The following is a 16,610-nucleotide window of genomic DNA, read 5'->3' as shown; positions in this document are numbered from 1 at the left end:
ACTTCAGCCTTTCCTAATGTGTACTCGACTGAGGCCGCTTGATGGGATGGAAGCGGAAGGCTCCGCCTGCCGGGGCGGGTAGCCGCAGACATTTCGGCTGCTCTGTCTGGCCTGGAAATACTCAGCTAACAATGCCCTGCTGAGGCAATCGTCGAGCGGATCTAAATAGCTGATCTTCCACGGCTTCTTGACAATAGGAAAATATTCCTGTATACTATTGGCGGCGAGCTGTGTCGATTGACGCGGCTAGGCCAGCACTTAACAGGAGCTATCACGATGCCTTTCACAGACCGACCCGGCACCTTGTGTCGGCAGCCAGCAAAGCACACCGAAGGGGGCCGAAAGGCCCCTTCTTCATTTAAGGAGGCAGGTCGATGAGTGTCGCCTCCGAAACCACCCCCTCATTGATCGTCTTTGGAAGGGATGAAACCTACAAGCCCCATGCATCGAAATTCCTGCTGGCCGACGTCGAGGCGGCCGAGGGTGCGGCGAAGCTGATGGGGATGCACTCGCACCGTATCGAGCCCGGAGAAGTGGCCGATGTCGTCATGCGGCTGCCTCTGGGCAAGCTGTTCGACAGCGGTAAGGCGTTCGTGCCGTTCTGCAAGGGCGATCTGTATACTCGCATCGCGGCCCTAGCAGGCGTCGCTGACGAGCCGCGACGGGCCTCGACCGGCACCGATGACCCCGAAGCCGCCGAAAACGCTTCAGCGGGCTCGCCTGAGGCCGGAAAAGGCCATGCCGACGACGGCCAAGGGGCCGGTTCGGGCGATGATGGCTCACCCGACCCGTGGGCCAAGCTGACGGTTGGTGACTTGGTTCTGGCATCGGAAGGCCCCGACGAGGGATATTTCGAAGCCCGCATTACCAAAGCCAAGGCCAGAGGCATATTCACTTTGAAGTTCCGTGATTACCCTGACTCCCCTTCGATCGACCGCAGCTACTACCAGCTCGGCCTGATCCACCCGCGGCAACTGGCCAAGAAGTAATCCGGCCTTGCGACGGGCTGGGTTCGCCCCGGCCCGTCACCGTTCAAGCAAACATCCACCCAAGGAACCAAATCATGACCTGCTCAACAGAGCGCGTCGATCGTGTCGCTGCCGACAGGAAGATGCGCATTCGAACCCTCAACGATCAACTGCGGAAGACCGGCGTCGGCGGCCGCATGGTGATGACCGCCGGTGTCGCCGCGCTGCCTGCGCATGACATCGCTGCCATCCTGCTGGCGGTCGCCAACTTCGACGCCTTCGATAACAACAACGATCCTTGGGGCGAACACGATTGCGCGCTCCTTCATGTCGGCGAGCGGCAGCTGTTCTTCAAAATAGATTGCTATGATCGGAATCTGGCGAACCTATCGCCGGACCCGGCCGACGCTGCCGTCACCATTCGCGTCATGACGGTCATGCTGCCGGAGGAATACTGATGCCGTCTGCTGCACAGGGCACACGGGCACAACTGCCCTTTCTTCTAACCCGCTTTTGGCTTTCTGCCCGACGCCAACGGCGCAGGCTCGCGCGCATCCTTCGGCGGCTCGATCAGAAGCTCGGCAGGAGGGACACCAAGTGCTTCTGCCAGAGCTGCCAAGGTATCGGTCGTGACGTTTTCCGAACCGCGCTCGATGCGCCCAACATAAGCGCGATCGATATCTGCGGCCAATGCGAGCCGCTCTTGCGACAAGCCGCGCTCGACACGGAGCTTGCGGAGATTCCAGCCAATGATCTTGCGGACGTTCATTGTCCGCAAGAAAGCAATACGAACGGCTTGACAATCGACGGACCAATAGTCCCCTATTTCAATGGTAGGGGCCTGCACGAGTCATGTGCACTTCGGGGGAAATGAAATGAAAATCGCAGTTGGAATAATTGGAATTTTGCTTGGCTTGGTTTCGATGCTGCAGTCCTGTGCAGTGGCGACCGGCGGAAGCCTCACATCGAACCACGACCTCGCCGGAGCCGGGTCGGTAGGTTTGTTGGTGGGCCTGTTGTTTTTCGTTGGCGGTGCCTTTGCGTTCGGCCTGCCACTCGTCTCCGCCATCATTTTCGTCGTGGGCAGCCTGTTCGCCTTTATCGCCGCCAGCACCTTTACCGACATGAAGATTTGGGCCTTCGCCGACCTCATCCTGGCCGCCATGGCGTTCTTCGCATGGAGAAACGCTCGCCGTCTCCGAGCCGGATCGGGTTCAACGGAGGCCAAGACGAAATGAATAAGGCCATATGGAAGTTCGCTCTAGTTGCTGCGGCTAGCCTTTGTTCGCTCGCCTCTGTCGCAGCGGAGCGGCCGTCAACGGAGAATTCAATAGTTGCTCAAGCGACCGATGAGGCTAGCGCCGATGCATCGTCCTTCCGTGGCATCCAGCTCGGAATGACCGAGGCGCAACTTAGTCAAGCCCTGGATCATTCGTTCGCCCTTAAAAGCCAGATTCCCACACCAGAGGCCTTGGGGGTACGAACTGATGGTGGTCCGAACGTGCTCGACGCGGGTCCGGGCTCGCTCTTTATAATGAAAGATCAACAGCTGTGCGGAACTGTCGCTTTTCAAAACGGACGGGCTGAGCGTTTGGATCTCGACCAATGCTTCTTCGATATCGAAGGCCTGATGGCGCTGCAGGATTTCGCGCAGCAACTGGTTGACAGCTACGGGCTCGAAAACGGCATGGAGGCGCGGTCAGAGTTGCGAAGCCAAGGTTCTGCCCAGTTCGAGTTCGTTTGGTATGTTGGGGTGAAACAGGCGGCAGCGGAACGATTTACGGCTTCCGCCAGCGCATGGGATGGAAAATTAAACCTCAAGGTCGAACGAGTACCGCAGGTCAAATTCAACTAGCGCCCCATAAACGAACTATCCGACAGCGGGTGGACTAGGCATTGCCGTCGGCCGGGCTTTCTTCGTCTAGTTCACACGGCACCGTTGGCCGTCAACCAGTCGGCTAGTATCGTCTCGACCAGATCAAGCTTGGGCTTGCCCATCTCGGCCGCCAGCTCATTGAGGATCTCGTCGGTGCCCGGCTCAATCGCGAGCCCGCCAACGTTTCGCAAGAGCAGCGCAGCACGGCGCAGCAACACCTGCAGATCGGCTCGCGAGGCATAGCCGATGTGGTCGGCGGCTTGTTCCAACTCTTGCACGAACTGGTGGCGCGACATCGATGTGGCTTTCTTTGACGGCGCTATCTACGCAGCTCCTGGCCGAGCGCGTTGAGAGCTTTCGTGATGACATCCACCGCCTGCAGATTGATGGCAATTTCGAGGTCTTCCCCTAAGGTTTCCAAGGTCAGCACCCCAACCTTTTCTTGACCGTCACTGATCATGCCGATTGAAACTCCGGTCGGCATATGAGGGGGTTTCTTGAGCATTTGCTTTCTCCTTCACCCACGTTCGAGGCGCGCGGTCACGCAAGCCGCTTCTGGGTAGGTCGTGACAGCGCATCAAGCCGCTGCTGAAGATGCCCGTTGAGCACGATCATCTCCTTAAGTGCCTTCACCGCGTCGCCCTTATGGAGGGCAATGAATTTATCCGCCGCGGTTTGAAGCGCGGCCTCTTGGCGGCTATCGAGCCGGACAATCTGGTCCATTTCATTGACTCCTAATGGTCCATGTCCACAGTGAACAAAATGGGAACAAAATTGTCAAGGTCGAATTGACTCGGCGAGGAATAGGTTCCTATCCGTTGGGCTATGCCGGAGCCCAGCAGCAGAACTCGACGCGTCGTTCAGACGTTAAACCGTGCCCACGAGATCGGGCAGTTGATCCGCGTCCGGTGCATCAATTGCAACATCACGCGGCACTATCTGCCCGGTGATCTGGCCAAGTTGATGGGGGACATTCCGTTTTGGGACGTCGAGCGGCATGAGCGCTGTCGCCGCCGCGAGTTCGATGTGGACATTTTGCTGCCCAGCGCTGCACAGGGCGTAAAGATACGGGTTAGGCGGCTTGTAGGGGTCCGTATGGTCCGTCGCGTGATCTGGAAGGACGACCTTTAGACGAGCGGCTTTGCAGTCCACTATTGACTTATTCATGGGCATACGCGTGGATTGTCTAAGAGGGGGAAGCTCAAATGAAGAAAGCAATAGCAGGCTCTCTTTGCTTTTTGCTCAGTTTTGCACCCGCATCATCTGCAGAATGGTGGCAAGACGCATTCCTTTCTGATCAAAGCACTACCGCTTGCCTCACCAGCGACACCCGAGTGACCTTCACTGCAAATGCGGTTCACTATTGGGAGCAGCCGGGTTGTCCCATCAAAAGAACCACAGCATTGAAAGGTCTGGACGGCGTAATTCTCGATATGAGTTGTCCCCAAGAGGACGGAACCCGCACGGCAGAACGACAACTTTTGCTGCGTTTAGGGAACGGAAAGATTGCCAGTTTTCCGCCGCTACAAGTCCTAAAGCGTTGCGATGCTGTCAACCTGAGCCAGCCACAATCAACGCCGGGCTCACAGCCCCGAGCAGCTTCAGGGACCGATTGTCCCTTCAACTCAAGGCTCTATCGCTCGCCCCTTTACGAAGACACGAATGCAGCGTCATTCCAGGAGTTGCGGTTCACTGACGGCGACACGCAAGGAAACGTTATGCTGACCGAACAAAGGGCGGGCAAACAGGTCTGGGCTGCACACGGCGAGTTCACCTGCTCAAATGGGTTCTCAATATGCAGCGTAACCTTCCCGTTGGCACCCAGAGGCGACGTCGAACTTCCTTATGAGACGACCGGTGACATCAATGCATCATCGGAAACGGTGGTAATCCCGGCATTTAGACAGGAGGCCTATCAGACTGGCCAATCTGCCGATCCCGCCAAAGGCGAACACGGAGGCCTAGTTGCCGACCTACTTGGTGGCTTTACTCCAACAGATGATGAGGTGATCGCGCCCTATAATTCGTATCGCTACGCCGATTGCGCCAGATAGAACGCTGCCCGGGCACGGCTAAAAGAGCGACCCTTGAGTTGGAGCCTGCGGCGGGAACTTGATCTGGGTGACCGGCTTTTCGACAATCACCAACGCATCGTCCGGGGCTGTCCGCTGCAGGTGTCTTGCTTCCGACCATGGCGCTGTGAGCCACATGTCCACCTCGTCCTTCGTGGTCAGGATCACTGGCATGGCCTTCTCGTGGATCGGTCTGATCAGAGCGTTGGGCTCAGTTGTCAGAAATCCGTAAACCTCGTGGTCGGCCGGGCCATCTTTCAATTTGCGCACCCCGTGCCAAGCGGTCCACAGGCCAGCAAAGAAGAACAGCGGGCGGTCCTCATTCAGAGCGAACCAGTAGCTCTTTTTGATGCCGGTCTCGGGGTCTTTCACATCTACCGGGCTAGGCTCCGCGAAGCTCGTAACCGGCACCACGCAGCGGTGCTCGATCCCAAGATACTGCTGCCAATGGAAGTAGTTGGTCTTGCGAACGTTCGTGGTCCCGTAGTCGGCCTTGCCTTTCACGCGTTCGGGCGGTGATGGCATCCCCCACAACAGATTTGCAAGCTCGCGCTGGCCGCCAGATGCGTTACGCACCACCGGGGCGGGCGTGTTGGGATAGATATCAATTGATGGCTCAAGATTGCCCGCGATGTCTCGCAGCGCGCGAGTCCACTGACGGATGGCTTCTTGACTGGTGGTGATGTTGTAGAGATTGCACATAGTTCGCAATCTGCAACATCGCCGAGCCTTCCGCCAGATATCCGCGTTGCCTCCCGTTGGGTACGAGCTATAAGGCGAACATGTCTGCTAAGCTCGCCCTCTACTCTTCGGTCATCCGCTCAACCCACGAAGCTGCCCTGCGATCTGATGTGACGCTTGGCGGGAGACTATTGTTGGAGCGTTCGGGAGACCTTGTTATCAGCTATGCGCCTTTCGAGCACATCGAGCGCGAAGCGCGCGTTGTCATCGTCGGCATTACACCGGGTGCGCAGCAAGCTGGCAACGCACTCATCGAGCTACGTCGAAGACTGATGGCAGGAGACACCGAGGAGTCGGCTTTGGCCGCCGCTAAGGTATTCGCATCGTTCTCTGGCTCGATGCGCACCAACCTTGTGGCGATGCTGGACCACATTGGGTTGGCAGAATGGCTGGGCATCACCTCAACCGCAGCTCTGTGGTCAACCCAAAAGCGATTGGTACACTTTACCTCGGCGCTGCGATATCCGGTGTTTGTAGGATCGACAAACTACAACGGCCAGCCGCCTATGACATCGCATCCGTCGCTAAGGCGCATGATCGACGAGTTCTTGCGCGAAGAGGCCGCAGCGCTTCCGAAAGCTGTATGGATACCGCTTGGGCCTAAGGCGGGGGATGGAGTCAACCACCTTGTGAAATCCGGGGCGATTGCGCGGTCTAACGTTTTGGACGGACTACCCCATCCGAGCGGCGCAAACGCGGAACGCATCGCCTACTTTCTCGGTCGCAAGCCTCGAGAGGCGCTGTCCGCCAAAACCGATCCCACCACCCTTGACGCGGCGCTCAAGCGCCTCAAGGGCATGGTATCGCAGCTTCCTGTTTGAGACGTGTCACGCGCCACTGCCAACATGAGCAAGTCTGAGAAAATCCGCGAATTGGCGAAATCTGGCATGAGCACGGCAGAGATAGCTCGTACTCTCGGCATTCGCTATCAATTCGCTTACGGAGTGCTCCACGCCGCTCGCACTAGCGTTGGAGATAGGCCTATCTCCAACGCGGTTTCGGCGGCGGCAAAACCAAGCAAACCACCGCTTCTGGTGAGCGATCTCAGAACTGCTGGCTTCGAGCACGTCGGCAGTTGGATACTTTCGGCGGAGCAGCGCCTCGTCCTCGACAGAGAGCTGCCAAAAGCGGTGGGCGTGTATGCGTTCGCGAAAGGCGATGCCGTCCTGTATGTTGGCGTGGCAACCATGGGACTCGCCAAGCGCCTCTATTTCTATGGTCGCCCGGGCGTCTCCCAGCGCACTAGTCTTCGGATTAACGCGATTATCATCGACGAATTGGCGAGGCACCCCAAGATTGATGTCTACGCTGCGTTTCCACCAGATCTGGAATGGAACGGTTTGCCGGTCCACGGAAGCGCGGGGTTGGAACTGGGTTTGATCAAGAAGTTCGCCCTGCCGTGGAATATGCGGAGCGCGGGTCAGTAGCCGTTTGGATACGCTTCGATGACCTTCGCTGCTTCTGAGTGATAAATTACTCTCTCGAAGTTCTTGAGCCTCGGATCGGATGCTGTCTCCGAACCGCAGAAGATCACGGTTGTCCAGTCATGGTGAGCGTTTAGCGTCTTGCGGCTTGGGTAGGTTTTGGCGAAGCAGGCGGCGCGAAGCGGGTATGCTTCAGGCTGGCCGTAGCCAAAGCGCTCTCCCGGATGCTTGAACTCGACATGAACCGCGAGAACACGCTCCGCGGAATTTCGAAAGAAGAAAATGGCGTCCGACTCGAGCCCCTTGCTGTCGGGAACTCGGCACGTGCAACGGCTGTCTAAGCCACACCAATAGTTCGCCCAAAAAGGCTGCTTCGTGGGTCGTGTCTGCCAGCGCTGAGCGCGTTGTTCCTCAATCAGGACGGAGCTTCCGGTATAGTGGGACGCAGCGGGGGTGCCTTTGATCAGCCAGTCCCTGACGAACCCGGACGCAAAGACGCTCTCTGCAATGGCATCCAAGTAGGGCTGAGCTTTTCCAGAATACGCAGGCATCAGAATTGCCCATCTTTGCCGCCATCGACACGATCACAAGACTATCAGCTCTGCGATATCGTCAATCGAGCCGATGCAAATGTCCAGTGGCCCAAGTCGCGGGTTAGCCGGTTCGGGAAGCCAACAGAATCGGTATTCATCCTGATAGCTGTAACCGAAAGGCTTGCTCAGAGGCACGAAAATCTTCGGAGTCTTCGGCAGGAGCGGATCAACATAGATAGCTGCTCCTTCCCTCATGGTTGCATTGCTTGTTGCATCGCGCGCACTTTCGATCAGTCGTTTGCGGAATTCGTCACGGTGCCGGACAAGGACACAGGCCTCTGCCTCAAAGTCTACAACGAGTCTCGGCTCAACGGACTGCGTTACGCAGTACATCCAAAAATCAGCCGAGGATGAAAATTCGATGTCAAGACGATGTTCCGAGACCGACTCAGGAACGTCCTGCGGATTTGCCACTAGAGCTTTCAACTGTTGCTTCGTAAGGGAAAATGACAGCGGCAGGCTCAATTCGTCATCGCGAACAGCTTGGTTTAGCTCGGGGCGTGAGAAGAAACTTGCGGGTTGCAGCCTGAGCTTACCGAGATTGAAAAGATCCTCCATGTAAACTCGCCTTCCGAGTTTCAGAAAGACCGAACCCCGACGAAGGCCTAAGGACGAAATTCGAGATGCTGCCTTTGCCGCAAGCTCCGACGCGTAATTCGGCAATGGCTCCGAGTGTAGGACGTCTTGATCAAATCCGTCGGGGAAAGGACCATACCGAAAGACCATCTCCTCAAGTACATGTGTCCACTTCATCCACCAGATGCCGTTATCGTTATCTACAGGTGGCACCCCAACCTTCGCGTCTGGCGTCAATCTAAGTAAATTGAGGAAAATATCCCTTATCCGCTTGTTAAGTTCACGCCGGTTAAGGTGTCGGGCATAAGGCCAATGCCGATATTCTCTTCGCCAATGTTCATGGAGTGACACTTTTGAACGTTGCGTCAACGTGGCGATCCCCGCAAAAGTTAACACACACCGATTGGTTGCGTCGCATAAGGTTCACGAATAAACAACACGATGGCAATGAGGAGAGAGAGTATGACGGTCGAAATTAACAACCAAGAAAGCGCGAATCTTTTGGGATTGACTGCAGATATTGTGGCAGCATACGTTCAAATGAACGCGGTGCCAGCGACAGGTCTTCCAGACCTTATCGCAAGCGTCAATTCTGCCTTAAGGGGAATCGGACGGCCGTCGAAGGCGACGGAGCCCGAGCTCATTCCCGCGGTCAATCCCAAGAGATCCGTGTTTCCCGACTACATTGTCTGCTTGGAGGATGGGAAAAAGTTCAAATCGCTCAAACGGCACCTCAGCGTCCACTACGGGCTGACGCCGGAGGAATACCGCTCCAAATGGACCTTGGCTCGAGACTATCCAATGGTGGCACCCAATTACGCCGCCCAGCGATCAGCTCTTGCGAAGTCGTCGGGCCTCGGACGCAAGGCGGGCGTGAAAGCCTCTAAGCGAGCGACCAAGCGCGCTGCCGTTCGGCGGCCGAAATCCTGAGTTAAGGTCAAGCCAATGATCAAAGCTGCAGCGTTTGCGATGATCGTATGGCTGGGATTGTGGGTCTCGCCCACAATGGCCCAGCAGACCTTCGAGGGCTACGATTGCACCGCGGACTGCTCGGGGCACCAAGCAGGATACGATTGGGCGGAACGAAATGGTATTTCGGACGCCACCGACTGCGACGGCAACAGCCAGTCCTTCAATGAAGGCTGTCAAGCCTATGTTGACGAGCAGCAGCCAGCGCCAGACGATGAGGTCCCCGCCGACGAAGGTGGCGAGGACAGTTCAGAATAGGCCGACGTGCCTTCTTCCTTCTCTAGACTCTTGCCCCAGACGGAAGCATTCCTCGTCGCGGGAGAGAGGGTATGGGGAAGCCTATACAACTATGGGCTCACCGGCGCGAAGGCCATTGTGGCGTTCGCTTCTTCGGGCTCGCTTTCCGATTTCTCTAGCGCTCCTTGGCACGGTGTCCCTCGCGTACGTCGCGACAGACACCCGGCACCTGCTTCCAAGTGTTCATTATCCCGGCACATCATCGACTCGGAGCGAGGCGCGCAGAGTGGGCTGTGACATCAAGGGGAATATCAATGATCGCGGCGAGCGCATCTATCATGTGCCCGGTCAAGAATATTACTCGGCGACACGCATCAACCCGGCTCGCGGCGAAAGATGGTTCTGCTCCGAATGGGAAGCGTGGTGGGCTGGGTGGCGGAAGGCCAAGGTCTAGGGAGGTTAGGGTGGCGAGCGAGTAAATCTGCATTGACTCGAAGGCAGCGCAGTCTTCATATTATATCCCTCTAATGGAGAAAGACGGAGGGCAGTAATGCTCACACGACGAGGCCTCATGCTAGGCGCGGCGGCCCTTAGCTTCTCATCGTCGAAATCGGCTGCAAGTGTCGATTGGAGAACTGACTTAGACGAATGGCTGAGCGAAAACGAAAATCAAGGGAAAACACTCGGTCCCAAACTTCTCCCAAAAGACGATGAGAGGTGGGAACAGGCACAAGCTGTGATGGACGCCTCGCCTTGGGGTGTCACACCCATCGAGGTCGCAAAATACTTTGTTGGCGATGTCGCTCAGAAATGGATACGAGCGTGGCCGACCGAATATGCGAATCCCATCATCGTGCTTTTTTTCGCCGCCACTCATGACAAGAGCGCAGGCGACACGACGCCTTGGTGCGCGGCATTTCTCAATTGGTGCTTGCAAAGATCCGAAATGGAAGGGACCCATCACGCTGGGTCCCAGAGTTTCGTGGACTGGGGAACAACAGTGTGGGCCGATCAGGACGGGGCATCGCTCAGTGACGCTAGGCAAGGCGACATAGCCATCTTCCGGCACAAGTCCGATCCCGTACATGGCCATGTGGCATTTTTTGAGAGCGTTAGCACGACCCAAGCCAATTCCGTTGTCGTGCTTGGCGGAAATCATATCGCAGGAAAGACGCATTTGATCCAGGAGAAAACGCTTCGAACCAACGCAGACCTCCAGCTCATCCGAATAGCCACAAAAAAGGGGTTGCACAGGTAACAACTGCTAGAGGTCTAAGGAGTTTGCTGTTGATCGAAAAAACCAACCGGCCAAGACTGAACTATAGAGAAGTCAACTAAAATGCGATTGTCGAAAGCAGTTAAATCAGCAGCGGGCCTGATAATTGCACTTCTGCTGACGATAGATAACGCCGCATGTCTGGAATGGACCGTGCCGCCAGCGTACGAAAGCCCGCCGAACTTAACAAAAGATCTATCGTTTTCTATCCTAGATAATCAGGGAGTAAATCACGTATTATATGACAATAGCAATGCTATAATCATCATTGAGGGGAACTACACAGATGGCGCGTGGGATAGCATTTCTTCCGAGGCCGATACGGCGCAGAAGCTTCTTGTCGAACCCCTAGAGAGGCGTGGTTTTAACGTTCATGTTTGGAGAGATCTCAACGGTCGGAATCTGCGCGAAGTTTTACAGCAGTTCTTCGCCAAGTACGGGTATGACCAGACAGGGCGGATACTATTCTACTATTATGGCCATGGCTATCAGATAGGAGACATTGGCGATGAGGGCGGGCCGAGGGCGTTTCTGGTTCCAACGGATTCGCCTAACCCAGTCACGAAGGAGGGTGACTTTTATGCTGTCGCGATGCCGGTGACACAAATCACTGAATTTGCTAGACAAATAACCGTCAAACACGCATTTTTCGCACTGGAAGCCTGTCGAGCTGGTCTAATCATGACCCAGCTAGACGGACCGACGCCACCCGATCCAGATGATATACTATTTACCCAGCAGCTGAACCGGCCGTCGCGGCAGATAATTACCGCAGGCTCCGTTGGAGCGGAAGTTGCAGCGAATCTAGCCTTTACCCGTCTGTTTGCTGCGAGTCTGGACTCCGGTGATAGCAACGGCGACGGGTATGTGACCGGCACCGAAATCTCTACCTTTATTAGGGACAATCTGTCGATCAACTCTCATAAGACTCAGATCCCTGAGATAGGAAACATAGAATTACTCCCCGGCAACATGGTTTTCGGGCCGGTCAAATCTGCAGACGGCACACCGCGGAATCGGAATGCTGTCGATTTTCTCTTGATTGCGGATGACTCATCTACGATGGAGGCTGAGCAGAAGAAATTGGCAGCGGCGATGGAGGGCTTTGTTAAAAGTCTTGATGGAACAGATATAGACTATAACGTCTGTCTTTTGACGACTGATATAGGATATTATCAGGGAAATAGAGTTGATTTTGGAACAAAACTTAATGGTTATTTTGCCAAAGAGCAAAGAGTCATATCTAGGCGCGTTTCCAACGGCGCAAAGCTACTAAAAGAAACCATCCTAAACATCGGATTTGAATGGAGTTCAGATGAGCGCGCGATAGCTCAACTTTCTTTGCACGTCGCTCGTAAAGATAGCTGTATAAGAAATGGCGCAGCATTGTTTGCGATTGTTGTGTCAGACGAAGACGAAAGAAGTACCGGAGGTAGAGCGGAAGAAAGTAGCGAGCAATTCTTTGCTCTTGAGGACATCGATAGAACGAATCACTTAATCAATCAAGTTGAAGCAAGGTGGCCAAAGAAAAAATTTGTCTGGAATTCGATCATAGTTATGCCAGGAGACGTAAAATGTGAGGCCGTGCAGGATAATCAGATTTTTCAGGACACACAGACGAAGGCAGGATCATTTTTCGGCTTGATGTATTCGGAACTTTCTGCGCTTACGGGGGGCAAAGTCTTTAGTATCTGTGAGAAGGATTATACCCCGTTGTTGACTAGCGTGGTAGAGTTAGCCGCTCGGACCGTGGCTGGGGTGGGGGATCAAGCGAATAGTAATAACCAGAACTCGATTATCCCCTACCAAGAGTGCGACCGGGTCTATCCCTACGGAGCCCACGCTGTTTCTCTCTTTGGTAGCGTAGTTCGACTTGTTTTGACGGGCCAGCAAGCTATCGATTCATGCACAGAGGCTGTTTCAAAATTCCCAAGCGAACCGCGATTTTCTCGGAATTTGGGAATTGCGCTTCTCGGAAGTGACCGGAGAGTTGAGGGAGTGAAGCTATTAGAGGCTGCAGCCAAGCGGCAGGATTCGATCGGAATGGTTATGCTCGGAAGCGCTCTATTCGACACGGATCCAAAGAGAACGTTGGGGCTCTTCGAAGCAGCAGCGAAGTTGGGAAGTGGCGATGCCGTGGCCGGACTCGGGGCACTTGCCGAGGAAGGCATAGATGGAAACGCAGACAAGGAGAAAGCCGCGAGACTTTATCGGCTTGCAGCAGAGATCGGAGATGATTGGGGAATGAACCTGCTCGCGAAGAAGTATGAGACCGGTGACGGCGTTCCGAAAAATGGAGAGTTGTCCAGAATTTGGCTTGAGAAGGCATCGAAAGCGGGCAATTCGGATGCGTCAATGGCGCTCGCTTTGCGACTGGAAGAGGCAAATCCGAAGCGAGCGGCAGAATACCTCTTACTAGCAGTAGCCCAAGACCCGGGTGCCCATTCAGGGGATCGTTTCGAGGGCCTGTCGATTGAAACCCGAAAATCGGTTCAGGAAATATTGACTAAATCCGCTGGCTATCATGGAAAAGTTGACGGGAAAGTTGGTGCTGCAACTCTCGAATCAATTCAGGAATTTATAGCGGGCTTAGGGATGAACTAGTCTAATTTGCGATGTAGCCACGTTGCCGATGGCGTTGGCCAAGACGTCACGTGGTATGGTCAGTACTAGCTATATGATCGGACAACCTTAGAACTCGGTAGACCTGCATACGCGAGCATCCGATCGCCCTTGCAATGTCCGACACGTTGATACCCTTCTTGTGCATCTCGACGATGTGTAAATGGTCGATACGTGCTTTCCCACCCCTATAAAGGCCAGCATTCTTGGCCTTGTCGATTCCCTCCCGCTGACGCTCCTTAATGAAGCGGCGTTCCATCTGAGCGACCATGCCTAACACGGTCATCACGATGTGGCCCATCTCGCCACGGGTCGAGACATGCGGGTCCAAGACCGTCACGAAGGCCCCGCGTTGCTCGCACTCGTGGATCAGGTTCAGAACGTCGCGCGTGTCCCGGCCGAGCCGATCCAACCGTGTCACGACAAGCTCATCCTCGGGCCGCAGAAAGTCGATGATGGTCGCTAGTTCGGCCCGGCCGTCCCGGCTGGCTCCAGATGCCTTCTCCGACCGGATGATGCTGCACCCTTCGGCCTTTAGCTTGGCGATTTGAGTGTCAAGGTCCTGATCGACCGTGCTAACGCGGGCGTAGCCTATCCGGCTCATGTGGTGTCACCTCAAGGTTTAGGCTTGAGGCTACCTTGTCACAAATAGTCGCTGTCAACTCCAATGTTACGCATGAATGCCTGACGCTGGTTACGTCACGCCGGGGTATACCCTGATGTACATCAAAACCTCCCCGCCGGTCGGTGTCGGCGGGCCATTCTATTTCAGCAGCCCGTTCAAATGCTTGAACGCCGCCTCGAAGCGATCCTTAGTCGCGTCGGACACCTTCGGCCACAAGGCGGTGAGATTGTCCGAGAAATAGCGGGCTGGCCGATAATGCCCGAATGCGCCGGACTTCATTGGGTTGTCGGCCAGCCAAGCCTCGATGGCCCGCAGCGTCCGCGGCTCGTTCGCATTTAGCTTGGTCAGGGTGATCTTTGCCTTGAGCTGCCCGCCGAATTCGTCGTTAACGAGCTGCAAGTAGAAGTCGCGGTCGAACATGTCCTCCACATCGGCCTCGGGGGTGCTGGTGAAGTCGGCGTACGTAGAGACCTGCTTCTTCGTGAGCAGTTTCTTCTTATAAAGGTCCTCGATCATTTGCTTGTCGCTGCTCTGGATGTCCAGCAAAGTGGCGACATTGAGTCCTGTCTGCGAGCCAAGTAGCGAGACGAACGTGGGCACCTTGCCACTGCCGCCGACTGGCGTGACGACCCACGCCTCGGACAACCCAATCCGCCCCTCGCGTTCCAACTGAGCGGAAACGGCGCGCAAATATAGCATGTCCGCAACCCCCTCCACGATGAGTGAGTTCGGACCGATGAACAGAGTCTGCTGAATTTCATACCCAAGCGCCCCCTGCAAGGGAAACAGGCTGTCGTCGGTGGCGTCGAAAATATTAGCCAGCACCTTGGTGCCGTCCTTATCCTTGGGCAGTGCTTCGGTAGCGTCGATACCCCGGTCCTGAACGATGCGAACGCGCTCGAACTTTGTCGGATCGATCATGAACGGTGAGTGAGTGGTGTATAGAAGCTGATGGCCAGACAGCTCGGCGTCGAAGTAGCGCAATAGATCTGCCTGCGCGCGACCGTGGAGTGAAAGACCGGGCTCATCGAGCAGCAAGATGACGTTCTGCTTCTGGCGTTTCACATCCTCGTACCATGCCAAGAACGAGAAGAACCAAACGAAGCCGCGAGAGCGGTTGCGCAGGGGCGTTGTAGCCCAGTGAACGGTGTCATAGACCTCACCCCATACGTTGACCCCTTGCCGCATCCCCTCGGGGTCCTCGGGTCGGGCGTCACGCACGTCGAACCGCATCTGAATGTGTCGGTTCTGGGACCAGTACTTGACGATGCGCTGGGTCAAGTGGTTGCCAGCGCCTTCCAGCTTGTTCTTGAGTTCGGTCGTGTTCTTGGTGGTCACGAGCTTGCGGTGATCCAACCGTGCTAGGTTGATGAGGCCGATCAGCGGATAGTCGGAGTCCTCAAGCTGGTCGTTGTCTTCGCGGGCGATGAGGGCGTCAAGATTGGCCTGCCCCTCCATCTGGTAGTACTCGTCGAAGTACAGATACTTGGGCGCGCGGGGCCAAATTAGCGAATTGAAGACGAAATGGTCCAGACCGTTTTCCTGGACCTTGGCGACAAGCTTCTTCAGTTCGTTGACGGCCTCGGTGGCTTCGGCCTCATTCAGCGCAGTTGCGAATGCTGACCAGTCGGCGGCATTGTCCAAAGAGGCCTTGAGTTCGTTTGACAGGCCGGGATTGCTGGCCAAGTGCTTGCGCGCCGCTGCTTGGTCGCAGGACATCCAGAATTTGTTGTTGGCCTTTCCGTAGTAAGTCTTCCGAGTAAACGTCTTGCCCTTGAGCGCCTTGGGCCCGAACACATCTTCGACCGCGAGCAAGTCGTCCGCATCGAGTTCATATAGGCACTCCACAACGACGGCCTCTTCTCGCTCTCCTTTCTCGACCGAGAAGCGGTAATCCTCAACCTCGCGCTTCGGGTAGTCGTAGGTTTCGTCAAATGCTGCGTCGCCCTTTCTGATCGGGTTGGTGCGATAGAGTGCGTCGAGAATGGTGGTCTTGCCCGCCTCATTCTTTCCCACGAAGCAGGTCGTCTGGCCATCGACCTTGATCGGCCCAGAGTCCCAAATACTCCGGAACTCGCGAACCCTGAATTCCTTAAGCTTCATTTCAAGCCCGCCCTGTTTGCCTCTGTACTCATCGAATGCCCAATGCATCTATGGCGGAACAGAAGTCGAACGGCAAGACTTACGAGCTGCTTACCTGTGGTCAATGGAGTGAAAAGATTGGAGGGAAACCCTCGCAAGTCCTGGTACGAATAAATCAAAGTCTCTTTTCGATAGGGTGTCACAAGAAGCGCTAACGGCATAGGGAGCACAGTCCAACCCGCCGAACGGAGAGTTTTGCAACGTCATGCAGACCTCGTGTGACTACTGCTGCTGCCGTGTGCGAGCGGCGCGACCTTGTATTGGCAAACGGTCGGGAATCCTGTTTTGACGCGGAGCGACAAGCGCATCAGGCATGGCGTTGGCAACGCCATGCCTGATACGCGAGTCAGATCCTAGGTCTGGCCTGTCTAGCTTGATGCCCAGATCGCGCGTCCGAGGGAGCCCCTCGTGCTTGACGTGAACGCTTCTGGCACCAGAGCTGATGTCGCTGGCTGTCAGTGCTCCGATCAAGGCACCGCCTCACCAAAG

The 16,610-nt window shown here is 55.6% G+C and carries 22 protein-coding genes; 12 read left to right on the top strand and 10 right to left on the bottom strand.

What is annotated here, in order from left to right:
* Positions 1 to 374: 374 nt before the first annotated feature.
* On the top strand, positions 375 to 989 hold the full coding sequence (locus EN852_RS01660) for a hypothetical protein (protein ID WP_127874660.1): 615 nt from the start codon (positions 375 to 377) through the stop codon (positions 987 to 989).
* A gap of 74 nt (positions 990 to 1,063) precedes the next feature.
* On the top strand, positions 1,064 to 1,426 hold the full coding sequence (locus EN852_RS01655) for a DUF3768 domain-containing protein (RefSeq protein ID WP_210238215.1): 363 nt from the start codon (positions 1,064 to 1,066) through the stop codon (positions 1,424 to 1,426).
* Between the two features lie 44 nt (positions 1,427 to 1,470).
* Here EN852_RS01655 and EN852_RS01650 read toward each other — a convergent pair whose 3' ends face one another.
* Positions 1,471 to 1,737 carry a helix-turn-helix transcriptional regulator gene (locus EN852_RS01650; protein WP_127874659.1) on the bottom strand — a complete coding sequence of 89 codons (267 nt, stop codon included), beginning with the start codon at positions 1,735 to 1,737 and terminating at the stop codon, positions 1,471 to 1,473.
* A gap of 106 nt (positions 1,738 to 1,843) precedes the next feature.
* Between EN852_RS01650 and EN852_RS01645 the strand changes: the two genes are divergently transcribed.
* Both EN852_RS01645 and EN852_RS01640 read left to right on the top strand, forming a co-directional pair.
* Positions 1,844 to 2,206: a hypothetical protein gene (locus EN852_RS01645; protein ID WP_127874658.1), complete on the top strand. Its 363-nt coding sequence runs from the start codon at positions 1,844 to 1,846 to the stop codon at positions 2,204 to 2,206.
* A complete protein-coding gene (locus EN852_RS01640; RefSeq protein WP_127874657.1) occupies positions 2,203 to 2,823 on the top strand; it encodes a hypothetical protein in 621 nt (206 codons plus the stop codon). The genes EN852_RS01645 and EN852_RS01640 overlap by 4 nt, the downstream gene beginning before the upstream one ends.
* A gap of 71 nt (positions 2,824 to 2,894) precedes the next feature.
* On the opposite strand, the gene EN852_RS01635 is transcribed toward EN852_RS01640, so the two are convergent.
* The 4 genes from EN852_RS01635 to EN852_RS40700 form a co-directional block, all read right to left on the bottom strand.
* On the bottom strand, positions 2,895 to 3,140 hold the full coding sequence (locus tag EN852_RS01635; protein WP_246694140.1) for a hypothetical protein: 246 nt from the start codon (positions 3,138 to 3,140) through the stop codon (positions 2,895 to 2,897).
* Between the two features lie 23 nt (positions 3,141 to 3,163).
* Positions 3,164 to 3,349: a hypothetical protein gene (locus EN852_RS01630; protein WP_127874656.1), complete on the bottom strand. Its 186-nt coding sequence runs from the start codon at positions 3,347 to 3,349 to the stop codon at positions 3,164 to 3,166.
* Positions 3,350 to 3,384: 35 nt separating this feature from the next.
* Complete coding sequence (locus EN852_RS01625) at positions 3,385 to 3,567, bottom strand: hypothetical protein (RefSeq protein WP_127874655.1); 183 nt, start codon at positions 3,565 to 3,567, stop codon at positions 3,385 to 3,387.
* A gap of 144 nt (positions 3,568 to 3,711) precedes the next feature.
* Positions 3,712 to 4,011 (bottom strand): hypothetical protein, encoded by a 300-nt coding sequence (locus EN852_RS40700; protein WP_189545653.1) that lies wholly within the window; start codon positions 4,009 to 4,011, stop codon positions 3,712 to 3,714.
* A 38-nt stretch (positions 4,012 to 4,049) separates the two neighbouring features.
* On the opposite strand from EN852_RS40700, the gene EN852_RS01615 reads away from it, so the two are divergent.
* The gene (locus EN852_RS01615; RefSeq protein WP_127874653.1) at positions 4,050 to 4,898 is read left to right on the top strand and encodes a hypothetical protein; all 849 of its coding nucleotides are present in this window, start codon (positions 4,050 to 4,052) and stop codon (positions 4,896 to 4,898) included.
* 18 nt (positions 4,899 to 4,916) lie between these two features.
* Here the strand turns inward: EN852_RS01615 and EN852_RS01610 are convergent, their stop codons facing one another.
* The gene (locus tag EN852_RS01610) at positions 4,917 to 5,618 is read right to left on the bottom strand and encodes an SOS response-associated peptidase (protein WP_127874652.1); all 702 of its coding nucleotides are present in this window, start codon (positions 5,616 to 5,618) and stop codon (positions 4,917 to 4,919) included.
* Positions 5,619 to 5,698: 80 nt separating this feature from the next.
* Between EN852_RS01610 and EN852_RS01605 the strand changes: the two genes are divergently transcribed.
* Both EN852_RS01605 and EN852_RS01600 read left to right on the top strand, forming a co-directional pair.
* On the top strand, positions 5,699 to 6,478 hold the full coding sequence (locus EN852_RS01605) for a hypothetical protein (RefSeq protein WP_127874651.1): 780 nt from the start codon (positions 5,699 to 5,701) through the stop codon (positions 6,476 to 6,478).
* 24 nt (positions 6,479 to 6,502) lie between these two features.
* Positions 6,503 to 7,084 carry a GIY-YIG nuclease family protein gene (locus EN852_RS01600; protein WP_127874650.1) on the top strand — a complete coding sequence of 194 codons (582 nt, stop codon included), beginning with the start codon at positions 6,503 to 6,505 and terminating at the stop codon, positions 7,082 to 7,084.
* Here EN852_RS01600 and EN852_RS01595 read toward each other — a convergent pair.
* Together EN852_RS01595 and EN852_RS01590 are read right to left on the bottom strand one after the other, a co-directional pair.
* Complete coding sequence (locus EN852_RS01595) at positions 7,078 to 7,632, bottom strand: hypothetical protein (RefSeq protein ID WP_127874649.1); 555 nt, start codon at positions 7,630 to 7,632, stop codon at positions 7,078 to 7,080. The two genes, EN852_RS01600 and EN852_RS01595, sit on opposite strands and share 7 nt — an antisense overlap.
* Positions 7,633 to 7,665: 33 nt before the next feature.
* The gene (locus EN852_RS01590; protein WP_127874648.1) at positions 7,666 to 8,232 is read right to left on the bottom strand and encodes a hypothetical protein; all 567 of its coding nucleotides are present in this window, start codon (positions 8,230 to 8,232) and stop codon (positions 7,666 to 7,668) included.
* 480 nt (positions 8,233 to 8,712) lie between these two features.
* Between EN852_RS01590 and EN852_RS01585 the strand changes: the two genes are divergently transcribed.
* The 5 genes from EN852_RS01585 to EN852_RS01565 all read left to right on the top strand — a co-directional run bounded on the left by EN852_RS01585 (position 8,713) and on the right by EN852_RS01565 (position 13,336).
* On the top strand, positions 8,713 to 9,180 hold the full coding sequence (locus EN852_RS01585; protein WP_127874647.1) for a MucR family transcriptional regulator: 468 nt from the start codon (positions 8,713 to 8,715) through the stop codon (positions 9,178 to 9,180).
* 15 nt (positions 9,181 to 9,195) lie between these two features.
* Entirely contained in the window at positions 9,196 to 9,477 is a 282-nt protein-coding gene (locus tag EN852_RS01580; protein ID WP_127874646.1) for a hypothetical protein, read from the top strand.
* A gap of 148 nt (positions 9,478 to 9,625) precedes the next feature.
* Positions 9,626 to 9,910, top strand: coding sequence for a hypothetical protein (locus EN852_RS42130; protein ID WP_348643421.1), 285 nt, complete (start codon positions 9,626 to 9,628; stop codon positions 9,908 to 9,910).
* A gap of 96 nt (positions 9,911 to 10,006) precedes the next feature.
* Entirely contained in the window at positions 10,007 to 10,714 is a 708-nt protein-coding gene (locus EN852_RS01570; protein ID WP_127874644.1) for a TIGR02594 family protein, read from the top strand.
* Between the two features lie 81 nt (positions 10,715 to 10,795).
* The gene (locus EN852_RS01565; RefSeq protein ID WP_127874643.1) at positions 10,796 to 13,336 is read left to right on the top strand and encodes a caspase family protein; all 2,541 of its coding nucleotides are present in this window, start codon (positions 10,796 to 10,798) and stop codon (positions 13,334 to 13,336) included.
* A gap of 46 nt (positions 13,337 to 13,382) precedes the next feature.
* Here the strand turns inward: EN852_RS01565 and EN852_RS01560 are convergent, their stop codons facing one another.
* Both EN852_RS01560 and EN852_RS01555 read right to left on the bottom strand, forming a co-directional pair.
* Positions 13,383 to 13,958: a recombinase family protein gene (locus EN852_RS01560; RefSeq protein ID WP_127874642.1), complete on the bottom strand. Its 576-nt coding sequence runs from the start codon at positions 13,956 to 13,958 to the stop codon at positions 13,383 to 13,385.
* A gap of 159 nt (positions 13,959 to 14,117) precedes the next feature.
* Entirely contained in the window at positions 14,118 to 16,082 is a 1,965-nt protein-coding gene (locus tag EN852_RS01555; RefSeq protein ID WP_127874641.1) for an AAA family ATPase, read from the bottom strand.
* Positions 16,083 to 16,610 lie beyond the last annotated feature (528 nt).

This window comes from Mesorhizobium sp. M2E.F.Ca.ET.209.01.1.1, from assembly GCF_004010375.2.
Taxonomy (GTDB): Bacteria; Pseudomonadota; Alphaproteobacteria; order Rhizobiales; family Rhizobiaceae; genus Mesorhizobium.
The sequence above is the reverse complement of the archived record's forward strand: the minus strand, read 5'-3'. Positions and strand labels throughout refer to the sequence as shown.